This window comes from Streptococcus sp. KCJ4932 (assembly GCF_004352745.1).
Lineage (GTDB): Bacteria > Bacillota > Bacilli > Lactobacillales > Streptococcaceae > Streptococcus > Streptococcus ruminicola.
Map to the genome: position 1 here is coordinate 1 of NZ_SJWW01000022.1, position 19,220 is coordinate 19,220.

Sequence of the window (19,220 nt, forward strand, 5' to 3'; positions counted from 1 at the left end):
ATAATTAAAAATCCATTTAAAAAAAGAGGAAAACTCTCTTTTAACAGTTGAATTACTTTCAAAAATTCATTCTTTTGAAAAATTTCTGTCACAATGATTTTTTCAAAAGAATGTGAAATACGCATATCAAAAAATAATATGAAAGCATAAGAAATTATACACACAAATTTCAATGAGCATAATAAATCTCCTGTTAAGTGAACAGAAAGTGTAAAAATAAAAAAGATTAATAAATTACGATATGTTAATGATTTTCCTGCAATATCTAACCTCTCTCTTTGTTGAAAAAGTCCTTGAAATAAATCTGATATTGCATCAGATAATCTATAAATAGTAACAAAGAAGATAACTTGACTTTTATTCTTATCAAAATTCATAAAAAGTAAAAAAAGTATTATAGCAATAATCATTAACACTGATGTTAAAAACCTAGCTAAAAAATAATTTGAAAATGAATACTTTTCTCCAATATCTGTTGCTTGAAAGTTTCTTACCTGAAAAAGTCCAATAACAACCAAAAGGTTACCTATTGAATAAGCATAGGCATATACATCTGAATCAGAAGTACTTAGGAATCTCGAAACAATCATCAGCAAAAATACAGAAATTAATGCTGAAGAAACACTTCCAATCATATTCCAAATAAAATTTTGCTTTTGATTGATAATAACTGTACTATTCATAACTAATTTTTATTTCTTTTTAACGCAATAGACTGAATTAAACTTCTAAGCTTAACTTCATTTTTAGAAACTTTCTTGGTTAACTTATACTGATTAACCATTAAGAGAAAAATGATGAATAGAAATACAAAATTCGCTGGGGATTGGAAGCCTAATAATTTTGAAAAAAGGATAATTATGCTAGGACAAATAGAAAAAATCAGCAAAATTGTTGAAAATAATAACCAAAAAAAGCTCTCCTCAATTTGAAGATTTGACTTCCTTATACTTCGAAAAATTACAAAAAAAGTTACTAAAGCTACAAAAGCCAATAATAGTTGCAAAGGTAAAGTCATTTTATTTTTCCTTTCTAAAAATTTGAATTACAATTATCGAAGTAAACATGTGAATCATATATTTAATTGATCTTGAAAGAGTTAAATAAGACTCTCCTGCTTCTCTATCTTTCATCTTAACTTGAACCTCTTTCACCTTAAATCCTCTTCTAATCAGAAATGATATTGTATCTGGTTCAGGAGTGAAATTGATATTCGTAGCATATTGCTTAATCAATTTTTTATTAAACATCCTCATTCCTGAAGTAGGATCTTCAATTCGTTTACCAGTTGTTATCTTGATCAAAAAACTAATAAGCGTATTACCTAGCATTCGAAGAGACGTCGGACGTTTTACACTGACAAAACGAGAACCAATCGCACAATCATTTCCTTCATCAATCGCATCGCTCAAATCTTTAATATACTCGGGTAGGTGCTGACCATCACCATCAAATTGAACAGCCTTACCATAGCCATTTTGTAAAGCATACTTAAATCCAGTTTGAACTGCGCCGGTCAAGCCCAAGTTTTCAGGTAAATCTATAATATTAAATCCATTTTTATGACAAATTTCAGAAGTTGAATCTTTTGATCCGTCATTTACAACCACATAATCATAAATCGCATAATTTTTCTCAAGATTGCTTACAACTTTTTCAATAGATTCTTCCTCATTATAAGCAGGTATTATTACAAGTATTTTATTTTTCACTTACTCCACTCCTATCAAAATTTGATTTTTGGCTTCTTTCATAAAACTTCATCAACAGATTTGCAATAAAATTTGGCCAAAATAACTTAAACATCTCCAAATCTTCCTTGCTACGAACATTTTCTGATATTGTAGCTGAAGTCTCAGATTCGCCATGAATTCGATGATACATAAGAACTTCATTAATGAATTGAAAACTTCCAACGTAGTGGCTACTGATATCATACCAAGCATACCAATCTAAATTTGTCCTGAAATCCTCCTTAAATCTAAATCCTGATAAATTAGCTCTATTATAAGACACCGATGGACAAGAAATGGCATTTCCAAAAGCTAAAACTCGATTTCTCCAAAATTTAGATTTTGGAAATACACGCATAATATTTAACATTAGACGCTTTATTTTTAAATTAGTTGTTTTGGCATCAATAATACCTGCTCTATATTCAGCATAATCTGTAATGACTATAGTTGAATCGGTATGTTTTTCAAATATTTCTAACGTTTTCTCAAGAAAATTTGGTAGGTAAATATCATCTTGGTGTGCTATTGTCACGTACTGAGTTTCAACAAACGACCAAGCATTATTCCAATCTTTTCCAATACCTCCTCCTTCTTTTGAAAAAACTGGAATATTGTACTCTGAACAGATATTATTAATAAAATCACTTGGGGTTGAAGTATAACAAATAATATTTGTAGAAACGGTCTGCTTTTTTAACGATTTAATACAATCTTCTAAAAATGGACTATTTCCATATGCGCAAATAACAAAAGTGTGTTTTGTATCTTTCATTATCCCTCCTTAATCTCTAAATCCATTAGGGTGCTTTTTCTGCCATCTCCATGAATCTTGACACATTCTATGGATATCATATTTAGCTTCCCATCCCAATTCTTCTTTCGCTTTTGAAGCATCTGCATAACATGTAGCAATATCACCCTTACGTCTTGGAAGAATTTGATATGGAATATCAAAACCAACAACAGCCGACATATTTTTTATCATATCTAATACAGAATACCCTTTACCGGTACCTAAATTATATATAGACAGTCCAGATCCTTCAACTAATTTTTGCAAAGCTGCCACATGGCCCTTAGCTAAATCTACAACATGAATATAATCTCGAACACCGGTACCATCCTCTGTGTCATAATCATTTCCAAATACCCCAACACGCTCCAACTTACCAACTGCAACTTGGGTAATATATGGTAATAGATTATTAGGGACACCTTTAGGGTCCTCACCCAAATCGCCTGACTTATGAGCTCCAATTGGATTAAAGTATCTTAATAAAACAATATTCCACTCATTATCAGAATTGTATAAATCTGTTAAAATTTCTTCTAACATTAGTTTTGTACGTCCATAAGGATTAGTTACAGACAAAGGAAACTCCTCTTTAATTGGAACTGTTTTGGGACTACCATAAACTGTAGCTGACGAGCTAAAAATAATATTTTTACAGCTATGATGTTTCATTACTTTTAAAAGATTCAAAGTTCCAGCAATATTATTATCATAATAATCAAGAGGAATTACACTAGACTCCCCTACTGCTTTCAGCCCAGCAAAGTGAATTACACCTTCAATTTTTTCAGCTTCAAAAATTTTTTCTAATTGCTTTTCATCACGAATATCCACTTCATAGAAATCCAATGTTTTATTCGTTTCTCTTTCAACAATTTTCAAGCTTTTTGAACTACTGTTACAAAGATTATCTAGAACAACAACCTCGTGTCCAGCATTTAATAATTCGATACAAGTATGTGAACCAATAAAACCTGCTCCACCAGTGACTAAAATTTTTGCCATAATTAACCTCCTAAAATATTTTGCAAAAAATACCTTAAAATATCAAGTGCTTTTTTAAAATTCTCTTAATAATATATTTAACGGCTCTAGCTGGCCCAACAAAGATATATTTAAAAGCACCTTTTATCCCACCCATATATGTAAAATCAACATAAGTGTGAGGAGCGCTATCACCACGTTCATTATATAATTTGTTATCAACAAATGGTGTTATTGAAACTTTATTTTTAGAGATTCTAAAATCATAGTGTTCATTCCATGCAATATAAACAAGTAATCGTTCAATGGCATGTAAAATAGAATTTTGTGGTAATGGTTCAGCTGGAACATCTTCATCAGTTAATTCTAAATCAAATAACGGTTTTAAGGCATCATACTTAAACCAGACAAAGGTTCCATAACTCATAACAAATGTATGGAAATTATTGAAATCAATTGTTTTGGTCATTCCCATTTTTTCCCATAAATCATTCATTTCAGGAGCAATCAAATGTTCGTTCCATGCATCAACAATCTTATTAAATCTAAAGAAAGTCGGGATATCAGCAATAACAAGTCCCAATTTATCATTTTCAAAGTTAGCAAGAATATTATCAGCAGGTTTTATTAGCATATCAATCAGCTCATTTCGCCAAGATTCACCTGCCCAAAAATCTGCCTCTTTAGATTTTTTAGTATGGAAATGTCCAATATAATCATAACCAGATAAATATTCTTTCAACTTCAACATTGGTAGAACATCACGTCCAATATTTCCAGTTACAAAAATTCGAGCATTTTTACCATTTTCATCTAAAATCGATTTAATTTCCTGTTGTTTAGTTTCACTATCAGTTGTAATATATAAATCATAACTAAAATGGAAATTTTCAAAAGCATTCAGAAAATCTTCTAATAAATCAACATAGAAAACATGAAGATGCACTGCAACTTTTTTATCTGTTAACGAAACCGCAGGGACTTCTTTAACGTACTTTCTAGCCAACAAATACTTAAAGTCAGGGAAATTGATTTCAGACATGTGCGAAATAATTAAGTCCACTGGGTAATCTGTTTTTTTATCAATTTCATCCAAAAGATAGGGTACAATATGCTGATTATTATCAATTGCCTTAACTTTGATAAACGGTACTTTATGATTTAAAATTGCCGTTGGATGGTAAAAAGAAAAATCGGCATGCAACATGTGACTTGCGTCTTCATTTACAGTATTAAAAATGACTTTATATTTAAAACCTGCATCCAAGAATTTTGTCGTTACTTGTGTTTCGTAGTTATCAATTACCTCTTGAACATTGGTATAGTTTTTCACATTTTCCCAAAAATTTTTAAACTCTGGAGAAATAACAACAGAGTTTTTAAATGTAATAAAATAACTTTGAATATGTTCACGAAAACCTTGAGTATAACGAGATTTAGGAGTAGCACGGTTATTTGTTAGCCCCCAGAAATCAACACTATCATCACTCTCATACTCAAGATAGTAATCTTTAATATCCCACAACGGACCGAAACAAGTATCGTTCATAATTGTGACAGAATCATAAGTAGCCAGCTCTTCAAATCCAACTGTAGTCATACCATCACGCCAAGCAGCAAAATCAAAACCAATATTTTCTCTTTGAATAAAAGAATCCATCAATCGATATTCAACCAACTTATGATAATCGTTATCATTAATCGAACTATTTGAAATAAATACCACTTTTGAAAAAAGTGGGCGCATTTTTGTCAATTGGTAATACACATGTGAACTAATATGATTGTACTTATTAAAATGGACGTACAATAATAAACGTTTCATTTTTTTCTCCTAAAAAAATTAATAATAGCAGTAGGAATTATCCAACGTCGTGAATGTGTAACTGAATTATAAGCAACAATCATTTTCTCCAGTTCCTGTTTATAATAGTGTCTTTCATCATTCACTTGTTTGTAATTAATTCTATATGATTCTAATTCTTTAACTTGCTTTTGTAGATGTAATAAATCTTGAGAAAGAGTTTTAGCAATGTAATCATCACGGTTAATATCATCGACATTAAACATTTCATAAACTAGTTTAAAAGTTTTTTGACTGGATGTAGAAACATCATAAATCAATTGAGGATCATAACCTTTAAACATCACATAATTCCCAATGATATCGCCATTTGAGTAACTTGGTAAAATTTCTGTATCAGATTCCTGATTAATCAAAGCAACTCGCTTATAAAAACTAGGTAACTCAGACAAATCAACTCTAACTGTAGTTACTTCTTCTGGAAGATTGAACAGCACGCAGCCATTCTCTTCAAACTTAAATTTAAGAACTTTATCTTCACTAAAATTTTCACCATCAGTAATATAATAGATTTTTACATATTGGTTTTCAAAAGCTAAATTAATATTTTTATCAAAATGAATACCAATTGCACGTTCTATTTCATCACTAGCAATTGTCTGATACTTAGTCAATATATAAATATATGCTTCATAAAATTTTAGAAGATCACCTCTTGCTGAGCGTGAAACATCAAAAACTCGATAATTTAAAAACGTACTATGATTAGCAATAGGTTTTGCATTTCTTACTAAAACAAGATTTAAAAAGAAATCATAATCCTCAAGTTGTTTTATGCTATCGTCATATTTTACATCACCTAAAACAGATGTTCTAACTAATGAAGTCGACGAAATATAATTACCAACTAAGAATGTATTTAAATCAAAATCTCTAGCTTGTACTACCACAGCACCATTTTCAGGATTTACTAAATTACAATATGCAATATCAGCATCATTGTTTTCAAGACTGTGTAATAATTCTGAAACATAATTTTCTTCAAGATAATCATCACTATCTACAAAAAGAAAAAAATCACCATTTATTAATTGTAAGCCCTTATTTCTGGTTCTTACCACTCCTGAATTGTCATGAACGAAATAATGAGTTTTGTTATAGGGAGAATCTTTAAGAGTTTCCTTAATAACCTGACCTGAATTATCTGTTGACCCATCATTTAATACAATTAATTCAATATTCTTATGAGTTTGGTTAAATATACTCCTTAAACACTGTTCAATGTATTTTTCGTGGTTATAACAAGTTACTAAAACTGATACTAAAGTCTCACTCATTTAAACTTCCATGTTCCATTTCTTTGAATTATACCTGTTGCAGAATCTAAAGCAGAAATATCATCCGATGCAATATCATCTCTGTTGATTACAATAATAGGATTTGTTGTAGCATCCGTAAATGCGAGCATGTTTCCATCAACGTCTCTAACAGTCACTTCCAATTTTAATTTCAAATTGTTGACTGAAGATAATTTACATGAATAATAAGCTGTTTTATGTCCAATTTCCTTAGTCTTATTATCCAATGTGTTATCATTATAAATCCATACATTACGATCAATATCAGTTAACGATAGTCCAATATATGTTTCAACGTCTTCCATCACATCATACTCAATTTTAAAATTAATATCATCATTTGGAGTAATCTGATTAGAAGATAATAATTCTAGCTTGAAATTTTCAACCTTTGGTTTTACTTTTTCAGCACTATCACCTTGATTTTGTTCCTTCTGAGTTTCCTTCAAAGGAGCTGTATTATCGTAGCTGTATTGGTTGGCAACATCAAACGGATCACCATATGCTTTAACCAAACCGTTTTCAATAAGAACAGCGCGGTTACAATACTTCTTAACTGCTCCCATATCATGGGTTACAAGAATTGTTGTCTTACCACTTTCTTTACGTTCCATGAAATAATCATTACACTTACGTTGGAAAGCTTCATCACCTACGGCAAGCACTTCATCAAGAATGAGCACGTCACCTTGGGCTTTAATAGCAACTGAAAACGCTAAACGGACTTGCATACCACTTGAGTAGTTTTTTAGCTTTTGATTCATGAAATCTTCTAGCTCAGCAAACTCAACGATGTCATCATACATGGCATCGATTTCTTCAGTTGTGAACCCAAGCATGGCACCGTTCATGTAGACATTTTCTCGTCCTGTCAATTCAGGGTTAAAACCAACTCCAAGCTCAATAAATGACACCATTTTACCATTAACCGTAACTGTTCCTTTTTCTGGAACATAGATTTGTGAAATGATTTTCAAAAGTGTTGATTTACCAGAACCATTACGACCAACAATCCCAAAGAAATCTCCTTTGTGAACATCAAATGAAATATCTTTTAAGACATGTTGCTCACGATAACCTTTGACTCCTTTAAAACGATTAACTAGAGCTGTACGTAAACTATGAGTTGCTTCAGTTGGTAGTTTAAAATATTTACTAACATGATCAACTTTTACTGCAATTTCTTTATCTGACATTATAAAATCTCCGCAAATTTCTTAGCATGCTTATGGAAAATTGAATATCCAACAATAAGAATTAAAACTGGAAGGATGTAAGGAATAACTCCCCAAATATGATTGTTATATAACTCCCAACCACGCATGCTACCTGAATAAACAATGTAATGACGCATATCTTGAATGATTTGTGCAAGTGGGTTTAGCATCATTAATTTTGCTACGGTAAACTGATTTTTTTGAATAATAAAAGTCAATGAATAGATAACAGGTGTAGCATACATTCCAGCTTGCATTACAACTTCCCAAATCGGTCCCAAGTCACGATATTTAACAAATAAAGCTGCAAGAATAAAAGCAACTCCCGCTGATATCATGGCTAATTCAATAAACAATGGAATAATGACTAAAAAGTTCCAACTTAAGTGAACACCATTAACTAGTGCAAAAACAAATACAACTAAAAGGTTAATACCATAGTTAATAGCTGCACCAACTACTGAAGAGATAACAATGATTTCCTTAGAAAAATTCAATTTACGTAATAAGTCACCACGAGTTACAATTGAAACCATGCCCATATTGGTAGCTTCTTGGAAAAATGACCATGTTACCATACCTAAAAGCACACCAATTGCATAATGAGGTGTTCCGTCATCTAATCTCAAAAAACGGATAAACACCAAATACATAATTGTGAAAAGCATTAATGGTTTTAAAATTGACCACAAATGCCCAATTAAACTTCCTTGGTAACGAAGCTTAAAGTCCGTTTTTACCATTTCTTTTAATAAGATTTTATTTTCTTTACTAAAGAACTTCATTTATTTCTCCTATAACCAAATTTGGTAATAATTAATGTTCTAAACACAAGCGTATGGAAGGTACGATTTTTGCGTAAGCCATACTGATTCAATGCTTTTATTCGTTGAATTAGTGACTTGTCCATAATCGTTGTAAAATTTTCAACCAAGTCTCTTTTTCCAGGGGTCAATGCTAAATCTAATAAAAAACGTGCTTGAGTTTGACTAGCATTAATCAACCACCAATATTTTTCGACTAATTTATGAGGCTTAATCCAATTTTTCATGCGTTTAGTCCATGTACGCGCTCCTAACACATTAGCATCATGTTGACGATACAATTCAGTTGGGTAATCAACATAAGCAAGATTACCTAAAGCGCTAGCAAGCAAAGCAAGATACCAATCGTGCATCAACAAATATTCTGTTGATGTCCATAATTCAGCCAATGCATGATTTATCATTGCTGTACCACCAGTTACTGTGTTTTCAGTCAGTTCTTGAACCAACTCAGTATTGGCATGATCAGACTGTGTTTTAATCATGCTTTCATGTAAAACATTTAAATCTCGGTCAACAATTTTCAAATCTGTATAAACTAATAAAGGTTTCTGACTATCATACTTTTCTGCTTCTGCTAAAGTAACGGCCAATTTATCTTCTAGCCAAATATCATCTTGATCAGAAAAGAAATAGTAATCAGCTTTGCTATGTTTTAAAAGGGTATAAAAGTTTTTAATAACGCCAAAATTTTCACGATTGTTAGCATTAATAAAAACAATACGTGAGTCAAGCTGCGCATAGTGCTTAATAATTTCGGGTGTCGTATCACTAGAGCCATCATCACGAATATACAAAGTCCAATCCTTGACTGTTTGTTTCTGAATGCTTTCAATCTGTTCAGCCAAAAATTGTTCACCATTGTAGGTAGACATGAGAATATTAATCTTCATTTAAAAATAGTCCCTCGTACTCTCCAACGATTTTTTCCCATGTGTAATTTTGTTTAACAATGGCACGCGCACGATTGCCATATTCCGTAAAATCATAATGACCATCGGCGTCATTAATCAAACATGAGAGATTACCTGATGTTTTATTCCAATAAAAAGCACTTGCTCCTGCAACTGACTTATTGAAAGGCACATCAAGTACAAGATTTAACTTGGTATGTCCTAGAGCTTCTAACAAACCAGGATTTGTTCCACCAACTTCATGACCGTGGATATAAGCAAAAGCATTCTCACGAATATAGTTCAGTAAGTCACGATCATATACAGTGCCGACAAACTTAACCCTGTGATCACGTTCAAAGTTTGTCAAATGTTTCAATTTATCAAAATAAGCACTATTTTTGTGGTTAGAAATAATAATCAAATCACGTCTTGTATTTGATTTCATAAACTCACGAATTGCTGTTTCATAATTGTTTTCTGGCACAAATCGGCCAACGATCAGATAATAGCCATTTTCCTTAGTTTTCCAATTATCAAAACATTTTCTAACCTTATAATCATCAGCTGTTAGGGTTGATTTTTTCAAATCCGTTCCATAAGCAATAAAACGTGTCTTAGCATCTGGATAAGATTCTTTTATATAGTTTTCAATACCAATATTATCTGAAATAACCAAATCAACTGTTTTAGCCATCGATTTTTCAGCATATTTTAAATAAGCTTGAACCGGTTTTGACCATTTTGAGCGTTTCCACTCAAGACCATCTGGATTGACATAAACTTTCCCACCAAGAGCGTGAATTCTCCAAACAAAAGGTGCAATAAATGCCCCAATTGTGTTACCCAAAATATAAAAAATAGGGTGTTCAATACCAGATCTTTTTACCATTTGAAGTCCATAAGTAATTGCCATCATATCATAAGCAATCACTCGTGCTGGACCAATTTTAGGTGCCTTGATGGTAAAACAATCTGCGCCCTCATATTTAAAATGCGTATGATGTTTATCATCACTTAAACAAGCGACGTGATAAACAATATCTGAGCTCTGCTTATTTTTTACCAACTCCTCAACAAAAGTCTCAAAGCCACCATACTTTGCAGGCAAACCTCGACTTCCGATGATGAATACATGTTGCATGGCACACTTCTCCATTCTAAAATACAATCAAAAATATTATACCATATTTTAAATAAGCTGGCGATGGAAAAACGAAAGCCTCTTGAGAATATAGGCAGTTTAGAAAAATAACATAACTAAAAAGGAAGTTAAGCTTTCGCTTAACTCCTTAAATGATATTGCTAATCCCCTTATAATAACTCTTGCTGATACTTTTCGATTTCTTCTTGATTAGCCCAAATAAAATGATTGGGTTTTATTTCAAACATCCGAGGCTTGTCAACTGTATAATCATGTTGTTCCGGATCGTAGACAACTAATTCTTTTTGGCGTTCTAAGATCGGATCTGGAATAGGAACTGCAGACAACAGAGATTTAGTGTAAGGGTGAATAGGATGATGAAATAACTCCTCAGTTTCAGCAATTTCAACAATCACCCCTTGATGAATAACTGCAATACGATCTGAAATGAAACGTACAACTGACAGATCGTGCGCAATAAATAAGTATGTCATACCATTTTCTCTTTGAATCTCTTTCAACAAATTAAGTACCTGTGCTCTAACTGAAACATCCAAAGCCGAAATAGGTTCGTCAGCGATAATAAATTCTGGATTCATTACAAGCGTTCTTGCAATTCCAATACGTTGTCGTTGTCCCCCTGAAAATTCATGAGGATATCGTGTTAAATGTTCTGGTAACAAACCTACCTTTTCAATAATTTCTCTAACTTTTTGTCTACGTTCTTCTTCGTCTTTATATAATTTAAAATTATAAAGACCTTCAGAAATGATATAATCTACTGTTGCTCGCTCATTTAAACTGGCTGCTGGATCCTGAAATATCATCTGAATTTTTTGAATAAGATTTCCTTTTTCAGCCTTACTCAACCTCGTATTGATTCTCTTACCGTCAAAAATTATATCTCCAGAACTTGTTTCATTAAGGCCTACTATTGCTCGTGCAATCGTTGTTTTTCCACTTCCTGATTCTCCGACAAGTGAAAATGTCTCTCCTTTGTTGATAAAGAAATTCGCATTTTTTACAGCAGTAAATTTCTTATTTCCCTCCCCAAATGAGATTTCTAAATTTCGAATATCTACTAATTTTTCAGGCATTTTCTCTCTCCTTACTCAACATTTTTTGCGAAATCTTATGATGTAAATCTTGGATAACCTCCGGCTTATCAACTTTTGGAGCATCTGGATGAAGTAACCAAGTTTTAGCCCAATGCGTTTTTGATACATTAAAAATCGGTGGTTCTTCCGTAAAATCAATTTTCATTGCAAAATGTGATCGCGGAGCAAATGCATCACCTTGAATTGACGCATAAAGAGAGGGGGGGGCACCAGGAATTGAAAAAAGCAAGCCACTTTTTTCATCAGCTAATTGAGGAAGACTAGATAATAAACTCCATGTATACGGATGCTTTGGATCATAAAAGAGTTCTTCAACTGTTGCATACTCAATAATTTGTCCTGCATACATGACAGCAACTTTATCAGCGATACTAGCTACGACACCTAAGTCGTGCGTGATAAAAATAGTTGTAAATTGATATTCTTTTTGCAATCGTTTTAATAGCGCAAGGATTTGTGCTTGAATGGTAACATCAAGTGCTGTCGTTGGTTCATCACAAATCAATACATCCGGCTTACAAGCAAGCGCAATAGCGATAACAATACGTTGTCGCATACCACCTGAATATTGAAAAGGATATTCATCAAATCTGCGTTCTACATCAGAAATTCCAACTTCTTTCATATAGTTTAGAGCCATTGCTTTAGCTTCTGATTTTGAAAGATGTTGGTGTTTAACGATAACATCAACAATCTGACTGCCAATCGTTTTAATAGGGTCAAGAGATGTCATCGGATCTTGAAAAATAGTAGCAATCTTACTTCCACGAATCGACTCCCAATCTTTATTTGATTTTAAATCAGTTAACTCTTGTCCACGATATAAAATAGAACCATTTGAAATAAAACCATTACTTTCTAGCATCCCTGTAAAAGTTTTGGTTAGAACAGATTTCCCACTTCCAGACTCCCCAACAATTGCAAGAACTTCTCCTTTATAAAGATCCAGCGAAATATTTCGGATAGCTGTCAAAAGACGATTACGCACCTTAAATTTTACAACTAAGTTATTCACGCTAATTATTACATTTTCACTAACCATATTCTCTCCTATCTATGTGTCCTTGGATCACTTGCATCAGCAAGATTTTGCCCAATGATATATAACGGCAAAGATACCAATACCAAAACCGTCAGAGGAATCCAAAATAAATAAGCATTAGTCGTTAAATTAGAGGAATAATTTGAAATTAAACGCCCTAGACTTGGAACTGAAATTGGAAGCCCAATACCAAAATAAGAAAGAAAAGCTTCATATGAAATGTAGGATGGTAATAACTGAGATACCATAGTCACAATTACAGAAATCAGTTGTGGCAATAAATTCTTAACAACAATTCTAAATTTTGATGTTCCTAAAATTTGACTAGCAAGATTGTATTCTAAATCACGATAACGTAAGATTTGGACACGAATCGAATAAGCAATTCCAATCCATCCTGTAATACAGAATGCAAGTATCATATTCCAAAAACCTGCACCCAAAGAATAGGTTAAGACCATAATAATTAACAACTGAGGAATATTAGAGACAACATTATATACCTCAATCATAATGGTATCAACTGTCTTTGAGACACCCCATATGCCACCAATAACAACCCCTAAAATCATATTAATAACTGTTGCTAAAACAGAAATTAAAATAGAATTTCTAGCACCGTACCATACACAATCAAATAAAGATCTACCATCTTTATCCGTACCAAACCAATACTGACTATTCGGCCAAACATAACGTTTCGAAAAGTCATTAATATTACTGACATCATTAAAATTACAATGAACAAAGAATGGATAGACAAAACTCATAAAAATGATTGCAATCAATATTGCTAACATAAAGAAAGTAGATTTTTTAGAGAAAAATTGTTTAAAAACAGATTTCCAATAAGAATAAGTTGGAGCATCGATAATTTCTGAAGCTGAACTATCTAAACTAACAAATTCAAATTGTTTCTTATCAATTTTTTCCACTATTTTTTACCTCCTTTTGATGATAACTTAATTCGAGGGTCCAATATAACCATTAAAAGGTCACCTAGCAAGAGAGAAATAATTGATAAGCTGGTAAATAAGAAAACTAAACCTACAACCATCGAGTTATTAGTGGCCTTGATTGAATCAATCAACATTTTCCCCATACCAGGAAAAGCAAAAATCGTTTCAGTCAAAGTAGCTCCTACAATTGTCCCTAAAATAGCCTCTGGTATCCCATTAACAATCGGAACCATAGCTTGCTTAAATAAGTGTTTCTTCGAAATTTCATTTTCAGATAATCCTTTCGATCTAGCGAATTTTACAAAATCACTATTCTGTAAATCAACAACATAACGTCTAAACCAAACGACAATCCCTGGAATACTCAAAAATCCTAAAATAAATGCTGGCAATACATAAGATCGCCAATCGTGAGCTCCTAGAGTTGGGAAAGCATCTGGTAACCCAATCGCTGAACCAATAAAACGAATCGCATAAATAATAGCAATACTAGGAACAGCTAGCAAAAACGTAACAATGCCTGTTGAAAAACGATCAAAAAAACCATTCTTAAATCTAGCCATTAAAAGTCCAATCGGTAACCCTAACAAGTATGAAATAAGTACACCGATTACACCAATTCGAACTGAATTGGACACCATTGAAGGATCTGAGTAAATACTTCTTGTCGCAGTATAAGCATCACCCTTTCCAAAATTATTGACTGCCATTGCATCAGCTTCTTTAGGTGATTTGTAAGTTCGTGTATAGATATCTATCGAACTCATTTTAGTTTTACCCGTTGGGAATTTAACTTCTTTTAATTTTGCTTTCCCTTGACCTTGATTAATTACTTGTAAAATCGGCACATTAGCATAAGTTGGATAAGAAATACCAAGATTCATCGTCACAATATGTTGATGAACAAATGGAAAGGCACCATTAAAGTAAATCAAGTACTTATGCTCCGTTCCTGAACCAACCAAAGCTGGACCTATTGCAGGATCATTTTCAAACCGAACATAGCGTTTTAAATTTGGATTAGATGAATCCTTAATCTTCCAAGGATGATCAATCACAATCAAATTAGAGTAAAATTTCAGCACTCTTTCGTAGAGTGGAATTTCGCGTACTGCATAAAATTTTTTACTTTCTGGAAACTGGTAAAGTTTCCATCCTTTTCCAAGTTTATCGACACAATCTTGATAAATTTTTTTATTCTTTTTGGTATTATCAACGGTGACTTTACTATCTATTGTAGAAGCAATCTTACTTAAATCTTTACTATCTTTGTACTCAATATATCCTGTCTTACTATAAATTTGATTTTCATAATTAATTCGCTTGTCAGCTGTTGTCACCATTTTATTATAATTAGGATCTTGTCTAAAAATGAGGTGTCTCGGTACTAAAGCGTATATAATGCCGTAAGTTAATGTCGTTACTAATAAAATCGATACCAGCGAACGCAGAATTCGCATTCCAACATATTTTTTCATAATTCCTCCAAAAATCATCAAGTTAAAGATTCCCCGAAGAACGGAGAATCTCTAGCTATCAAATATGTTATTTTTCAATATGCTCAGAAAGCTTTTCTTGATATTCTGTGTTTGATTTATCTTTGGCCTTTTTCCAACTATCTAAAGCTTTTTTGTATTGTTTAACCGTAACAGGCTTATCTTGCAATTGATAATATTTGTAACAGTCGCTACCTTTAATTCCAGATGTTGAATAAGAAGCCGAAAATGGAACGACTTTTGAAACTGATGGGGTACCACCTAAAGATGTTGTTGGTATAATGATAGCGCTATCTGTCAACCACGCTTGGGCTTTTGCATAATCTGTATAACGGGCAGTTATATCATCAGTAACATTATTTGCATCTGTAACTAATTTATTGAACTGATCCAATCCTACTCTTTGTGCAACTTCTTTACCTTCATCAGTTGATGAATCAATACCACTATTCTTAATTGAAGTACCTGTATCTGAATTTAAGATATCAAGATAAGTAGAAGGATCATCATAATCGGGACTCCATCCAGAGTCTTGAGACAAATCATAATCCTTTTGATCAGCTGATTCTGCAAAATATCCTGTACGTTGATAATCTTCTTCACTTTCTTTTTGAATATCAACAACGACGTTATCCTTACCGAGTGATGCTTCCACAGATTGCTTAAATGAATTAGCTTGTTGTGTCGTAATATCACTTGTTTGATTTACAGGAAAATCTAAGTGGATTGGAAATTGAACACCCTCACTTTGCAATGTAGATTTTGCTTTAGAAAATGCCGCTTTTGCCTTATCAACATTGTATAATCCATCTTTAGCATCTGAAAAATCAACATCTTTCCAAGTTGCATTATCGTCTAACTCATCTTTAACATAATCACCAAAATCCTTACCATCAGAAGACACAAATTTTGGTGGTACAAACATACTACGAAGTGATTTAGTTGAAGCCTCTTGACCAACATTTTGTGAATTGTAGGCTGCTCTGTTAAAAGCAAAAGTAACGGCTTGACGGAAGTCTTTATTTAAAATAGCTTCATGGGTATCATTTTTTTGAGTATCGCTGTTTTTTGAAGTAAAATCATAAGCTTTACGATTCAAATTAAAGACAACGAAATAGGTTGATTGATCCTGTAATGAGTAGTTAATTTCATTTTTATGATTCTTTTCAATTTTCTTGAAACCTGGTTTGGTTGGGTATAGTCTTGAATAGCTGTAATTTCCTTTTTCAAAATTTTTATAAAGAGATTCTGGATCTGAACCATCAAAATAAGTTAGTTTAACCCCATCAAGTTTTACGTGCTTAGCATCCCAATAATTTTCATTTTTATCAAATTCGATTGAAGATTTAGAAGTCAAAGATTTCAAAATAAACGGACCATTATAAAGAATACTAGATGGATCTACAGAACCAAAATCTTTACCCTTTGCCTTCAAGAAATCTTTATTAACTGGTTGAAGTACACCATAGATCGTCTTAGAATTCCAATAGGTTTCAGGTTTATTCAAAGTATACTGGACAGTATATTTATCTAACGCCTTAACGCCAACAGTTGAAAAATCTTTTGTAGCACCACTAACATAATCATCCAAACCTTTTATTGAATTTTGCACAATGTAAAGGGCATCTGATTTCTTATCAGCTGCATGCTTTAATCCTGTAACAAAATCATTCGCCGTAACTTCTGCATATTCTTCACCATCAGAAGTGTACCACATAACGCCTTTTCTCAACTTATAGGTATAAGTTAAACCATCAGCTGAAACTTTCCAATCTTTTGCAAGAGAAGGCACTAAATTACCGTATTTATCATTCTCTAGCAAACCATCTATTCCCTGAGTTGTTACAGATGATGTAGTTGCTCGACCTGATACTGTATAATCTAGTGTATTCGGATCAGAAGCATAGACATAAGAATAAACATTTGATTTTTGCTTAGTCGATTTTGAATTAGAACATCCTTGTAAAAGCGAAACCGATAAAAGTGCAACTCCTGCGACAGTTAAATATTTTTTCATAAACATCCTCTTTTCATAAAAATAAATCTGATTATATCAACAACAACCACGACTTATTCATTCCATTTGAGTAATGTTACAAAAAAACGTCTGTAATATTTACTGTTCATGATAAATCCCTCTTTTCTATACCCCAATATAAAAATGTTATAAATAAGAACCCATTTTATCAAAACTTCTTACTTATGAGAGATAATATAACACCATCAGATTAAAATGTAAAGGCTATTTATGGAATTTTCTAAATTTTTTGTATTTGTTACACAATTTGTTAGATAAAACATCTCTATAAAAAACATTAATAAAGACTATGTGAATTTTGCCACACAAAAACACCAGCATTTCTGCTGGTGTCATCTTTTATCTAATTCCCAAAGCAATGCGGGCATAGCGACTCATTTTATCAACTGACCAGGCTGGGTACCATACCAATTTGACTTCAGTATTAGTTACCTCAGGAATCTCACGCATTGCATCGTGAATTTGATCGGTAAGAAGGTCTGCTAGTGGACAACCCATTGTTGTTAAGGTCATATCAATTTCAGTGTGTCCATTTTGTTCGAATCGAATCTCATAAACAAGCCCTAGATTAACAATATCAATCCCTAATTCAGGGTCAATAACTGTTTCCAAAGCTTCAAGAATACGATCTTTAATCTTTGCGACATCTTCTTCTGTATATTTTTGTTCAGACATAAGCGAACCTCTTGACTATTTTTTAATCTTCGATAAAATCACGGAGCTGTTTGCTACGGCTCGGATGGCGAAGCTTGCGAAGTGCTTTAGCTTCAATCTGACGAATACGTTCACGCGTCACATTGAAGACTTTACCAACATCTTCCAATGTACGCATTTTACCATCATCGAGACCAAAACGCAAGCGCAAGACGTTCTCTTCACGGTCAGTCAATGTGTCTAAGACTTCATCAAGTTGTTCACGAAGAACAACACGAGTTGTGTAGTCTACTGGATTTTCAATAACTTCATCTTCAATGAAATCTCCAAGATGGCTATCATCTTCTTCACCGATAGGTGTTTCTAGAGAGACAGGTTCTTGAGCAATTTTCAAGATTTCACGAACTTTATCAGGCGTCATATCCATACGTTCAGCAATTTGTTCTGGCGTTGGATCTTGTCCAAGTTCTTGAAGAAGGTTACGTTGTTCACGAACAAGTTTGTTGATTGTTTCAACCATGTGAACAGGGATACGGATTGTACGAGCTTGGTCAGCAATCGCACGTGTAATAGCTTGACGAATCCACCATGTTGCATAAGTTGAGAATTTGAACCCTTTTGAGTAATCAAATTTATCAACGGCTTTCATCAATCCCATGTTACCTTCTTGGATAAGATCAAGGAATTGCATACCACGTCCAACATAACGTTTAGCAATAGAAACCACCAGACGCAAGTTAGCTTCTGCCAAACGTTGTTTTGCTTGAAGATCGCCTGCTGCGACTGCAACTGCCAATTCTTTTTCTTCTTCGCTTGACAACAAAGGCACAACCCCAATTTCTTTAAGGTACATACGAACTGGGTCATTAACTTTAGCAGAGTTGCTACCAAGCAATTCTTCGTCAGTTAGTTCTTCAGGTTTGGGTTCTTCAACCACATATTTTGTTGATGGGTTACCTTCTTTATCAGTAATTGAAATACCACCGTCTGTCAAACGTTCCAAAAGATCATCAATTTGATCAGCATCGAGTGAAAATGGAATAACCAATTTTTCTGTCACTTCGTCATCGACAGCTGTTCCGTTCTTTTTATGATTACGAATAAATTCTGCAACTTGAACATTAAAAGTAGTAATTTCTTTTTCTTTTGCCATATTTTCC

The 19,220-nt window shown here is 32.9% G+C and carries 18 protein-coding genes; all 18 read right to left on the reverse strand.

The features are described from left to right. A partial coding sequence (locus E0E02_RS08785) for an oligosaccharide flippase family protein (protein WP_165937147.1) occupies window positions 1–683 on the reverse strand: 683 nt, incomplete at its 3' end. A gap of 2 nt (window positions 684–685) precedes the next feature. Continuing rightward, window positions 686–1,018, reverse strand: coding sequence for a DUF2304 domain-containing protein (locus E0E02_RS08790; RefSeq protein WP_133018398.1), 333 nt, complete (start codon window positions 1,016–1,018; stop codon window positions 686–688). 1 nt (window position 1,019) lies between these two features. Beyond that, complete coding sequence (locus E0E02_RS08795; RefSeq protein ID WP_133018399.1) at window positions 1,020–1,712, reverse strand: glycosyltransferase family 2 protein; 693 nt, start codon at window positions 1,710–1,712, stop codon at window positions 1,020–1,022. After that, complete coding sequence (locus tag E0E02_RS08800; RefSeq protein ID WP_058814043.1) at window positions 1,702–2,508, reverse strand: glycosyltransferase; 807 nt, start codon at window positions 2,506–2,508, stop codon at window positions 1,702–1,704. The genes E0E02_RS08795 and E0E02_RS08800 overlap by 11 nt, the downstream gene beginning before the upstream one ends. A 9-nt stretch (window positions 2,509–2,517) precedes the next feature. Continuing rightward, entirely contained in the window at window positions 2,518–3,537 is a 1,020-nt protein-coding gene (gene galE / locus E0E02_RS08805) for a UDP-glucose 4-epimerase GalE (RefSeq protein WP_133018400.1), read from the reverse strand. Window positions 3,538–3,568: 31 nt separating this feature from the next. After that, complete coding sequence (locus E0E02_RS08810) at window positions 3,569–5,338, reverse strand: rhamnan synthesis F family protein (protein WP_133018401.1); 1,770 nt, start codon at window positions 5,336–5,338, stop codon at window positions 3,569–3,571. After that, a complete protein-coding gene (locus tag E0E02_RS08815; protein WP_133018402.1) occupies window positions 5,335–6,654 on the reverse strand; it encodes a glycosyltransferase family 2 protein in 1,320 nt (439 codons plus the stop codon). The genes E0E02_RS08810 and E0E02_RS08815 overlap by 4 nt, the downstream gene beginning before the upstream one ends. Further along, entirely contained in the window at window positions 6,651–7,871 is a 1,221-nt protein-coding gene (locus tag E0E02_RS08820; protein WP_133018403.1) for an ABC transporter ATP-binding protein, read from the reverse strand. The genes E0E02_RS08815 and E0E02_RS08820 overlap by 4 nt, the downstream gene beginning before the upstream one ends. Continuing rightward, window positions 7,871–8,677, reverse strand: a complete 807-nt coding sequence (locus tag E0E02_RS08825; RefSeq protein WP_074560549.1) for an ABC transporter permease — start codon at window positions 8,675–8,677, stop codon at window positions 7,871–7,873. The genes E0E02_RS08820 and E0E02_RS08825 overlap by 1 nt, the downstream gene beginning before the upstream one ends. After that, complete coding sequence (locus E0E02_RS08830; RefSeq protein ID WP_133018404.1) at window positions 8,674–9,609, reverse strand: glycosyltransferase family 2 protein; 936 nt, start codon at window positions 9,607–9,609, stop codon at window positions 8,674–8,676. Before E0E02_RS08830 ends, E0E02_RS08825 begins: the two co-directional genes overlap by 4 nt. Further along, window positions 9,599–10,753, reverse strand: coding sequence for a DUF1972 domain-containing protein (locus tag E0E02_RS08835; protein WP_074602284.1), 1,155 nt, complete (start codon window positions 10,751–10,753; stop codon window positions 9,599–9,601). The genes E0E02_RS08830 and E0E02_RS08835 overlap by 11 nt, the downstream gene beginning before the upstream one ends. Window positions 10,754–10,923: 170 nt before the next feature. Next, on the reverse strand, window positions 10,924–11,850 hold the full coding sequence (locus tag E0E02_RS08840; protein WP_074602286.1) for an ATP-binding cassette domain-containing protein: 927 nt from the start codon (window positions 11,848–11,850) through the stop codon (window positions 10,924–10,926). Beyond that, window positions 11,843–12,913 carry an ABC transporter ATP-binding protein gene (locus E0E02_RS08845; protein ID WP_074602289.1) on the reverse strand — a complete coding sequence of 357 codons (1,071 nt, stop codon included), beginning with the start codon at window positions 12,911–12,913 and terminating at the stop codon, window positions 11,843–11,845. Before E0E02_RS08845 ends, E0E02_RS08840 begins: the two co-directional genes overlap by 8 nt. Before the next feature lie 8 nt (window positions 12,914–12,921). Further along, a complete protein-coding gene (gene oppC, locus E0E02_RS08850; RefSeq protein ID WP_021142592.1) occupies window positions 12,922–13,848 on the reverse strand; it encodes an oligopeptide ABC transporter permease OppC in 927 nt (308 codons plus the stop codon). Then, a complete protein-coding gene (locus E0E02_RS08855; RefSeq protein WP_074602291.1) occupies window positions 13,848–15,350 on the reverse strand; it encodes an ABC transporter permease in 1,503 nt (500 codons plus the stop codon). The genes oppC and E0E02_RS08855 overlap by 1 nt, the downstream gene beginning before the upstream one ends. A 67-nt stretch (window positions 15,351–15,417) precedes the next feature. Then, window positions 15,418–17,391 carry a peptide ABC transporter substrate-binding protein gene (locus tag E0E02_RS08860; protein ID WP_133018405.1) on the reverse strand — a complete coding sequence of 658 codons (1,974 nt, stop codon included), beginning with the start codon at window positions 17,389–17,391 and terminating at the stop codon, window positions 15,418–15,420. Between the two features lie 354 nt (window positions 17,392–17,745). Beyond that, a complete protein-coding gene (locus E0E02_RS08865; RefSeq protein ID WP_039696672.1) occupies window positions 17,746–18,081 on the reverse strand; it encodes a metal-sulfur cluster assembly factor in 336 nt (111 codons plus the stop codon). A gap of 22 nt (window positions 18,082–18,103) precedes the next feature. Further along, on the reverse strand, window positions 18,104–19,213 hold the full coding sequence (gene rpoD / locus E0E02_RS08870; protein WP_024343868.1) for an RNA polymerase sigma factor RpoD: 1,110 nt from the start codon (window positions 19,211–19,213) through the stop codon (window positions 18,104–18,106). Between the last annotated feature and the right edge of the window lie 7 nt (window positions 19,214–19,220).

What these genes read in the sequence shown, in the direction of transcription:
- E0E02_RS08790 (WP_133018398.1), bottom strand. Translation starts at nt 1,018, where the DNA reads ATGACTTTACCTTTGCAACTATTATTGGCTTTTGTAGCTTTAGTAACT.
- E0E02_RS08865 (WP_039696672.1), bottom strand. Translation starts at nt 18,081, where the DNA reads ATGTCTGAACAAAAATATACAGAAGAAGATGTCGCAAAGATTAAAGAT.
- E0E02_RS08840 (WP_074602286.1), bottom strand. Translation starts at nt 11,850, where the DNA reads ATGCCTGAAAAATTAGTAGATATTCGAAATTTAGAAATCTCATTTGGG.
- E0E02_RS08800 (WP_058814043.1), bottom strand. Translation starts at nt 2,508, where the DNA reads ATGAAAGATACAAAACACACTTTTGTTATTTGCGCATATGGAAATAGT.
- E0E02_RS08860 (WP_133018405.1), bottom strand. Translation starts at nt 17,391, where the DNA reads ATGTTTATGAAAAAATATTTAACTGTCGCAGGAGTTGCACTTTTATCG.
- E0E02_RS08810 (WP_133018401.1), bottom strand. Translation starts at nt 5,338, where the DNA reads ATGAAACGTTTATTATTGTACGTCCATTTTAATAAGTACAATCATATT.
- rpoD (WP_024343868.1), bottom strand. Translation starts at nt 19,213, where the DNA reads ATGGCAAAAGAAAAAGAAATTACTACTTTTAATGTTCAAGTTGCAGAA.
- E0E02_RS08825 (WP_074560549.1), bottom strand. Translation starts at nt 8,677, where the DNA reads ATGAAGTTCTTTAGTAAAGAAAATAAAATCTTATTAAAAGAAATGGTA.
- E0E02_RS08845 (WP_074602289.1), bottom strand. Translation starts at nt 12,913, where the DNA reads ATGGTTAGTGAAAATGTAATAATTAGCGTGAATAACTTAGTTGTAAAA.
- E0E02_RS08820 (WP_133018403.1), bottom strand. Translation starts at nt 7,871, where the DNA reads ATGTCAGATAAAGAAATTGCAGTAAAAGTTGATCATGTTAGTAAATAT.
- E0E02_RS08835 (WP_074602284.1), bottom strand. Translation starts at nt 10,753, where the DNA reads ATGCAACATGTATTCATCATCGGAAGTCGAGGTTTGCCTGCAAAGTAT.
- E0E02_RS08830 (WP_133018404.1), bottom strand. Translation starts at nt 9,609, where the DNA reads ATGAAGATTAATATTCTCATGTCTACCTACAATGGTGAACAATTTTTG.
- E0E02_RS08815 (WP_133018402.1), bottom strand. Translation starts at nt 6,654, where the DNA reads ATGAGTGAGACTTTAGTATCAGTTTTAGTAACTTGTTATAACCACGAA.
- E0E02_RS08855 (WP_074602291.1), bottom strand. Translation starts at nt 15,350, where the DNA reads ATGAAAAAATATGTTGGAATGCGAATTCTGCGTTCGCTGGTATCGATT.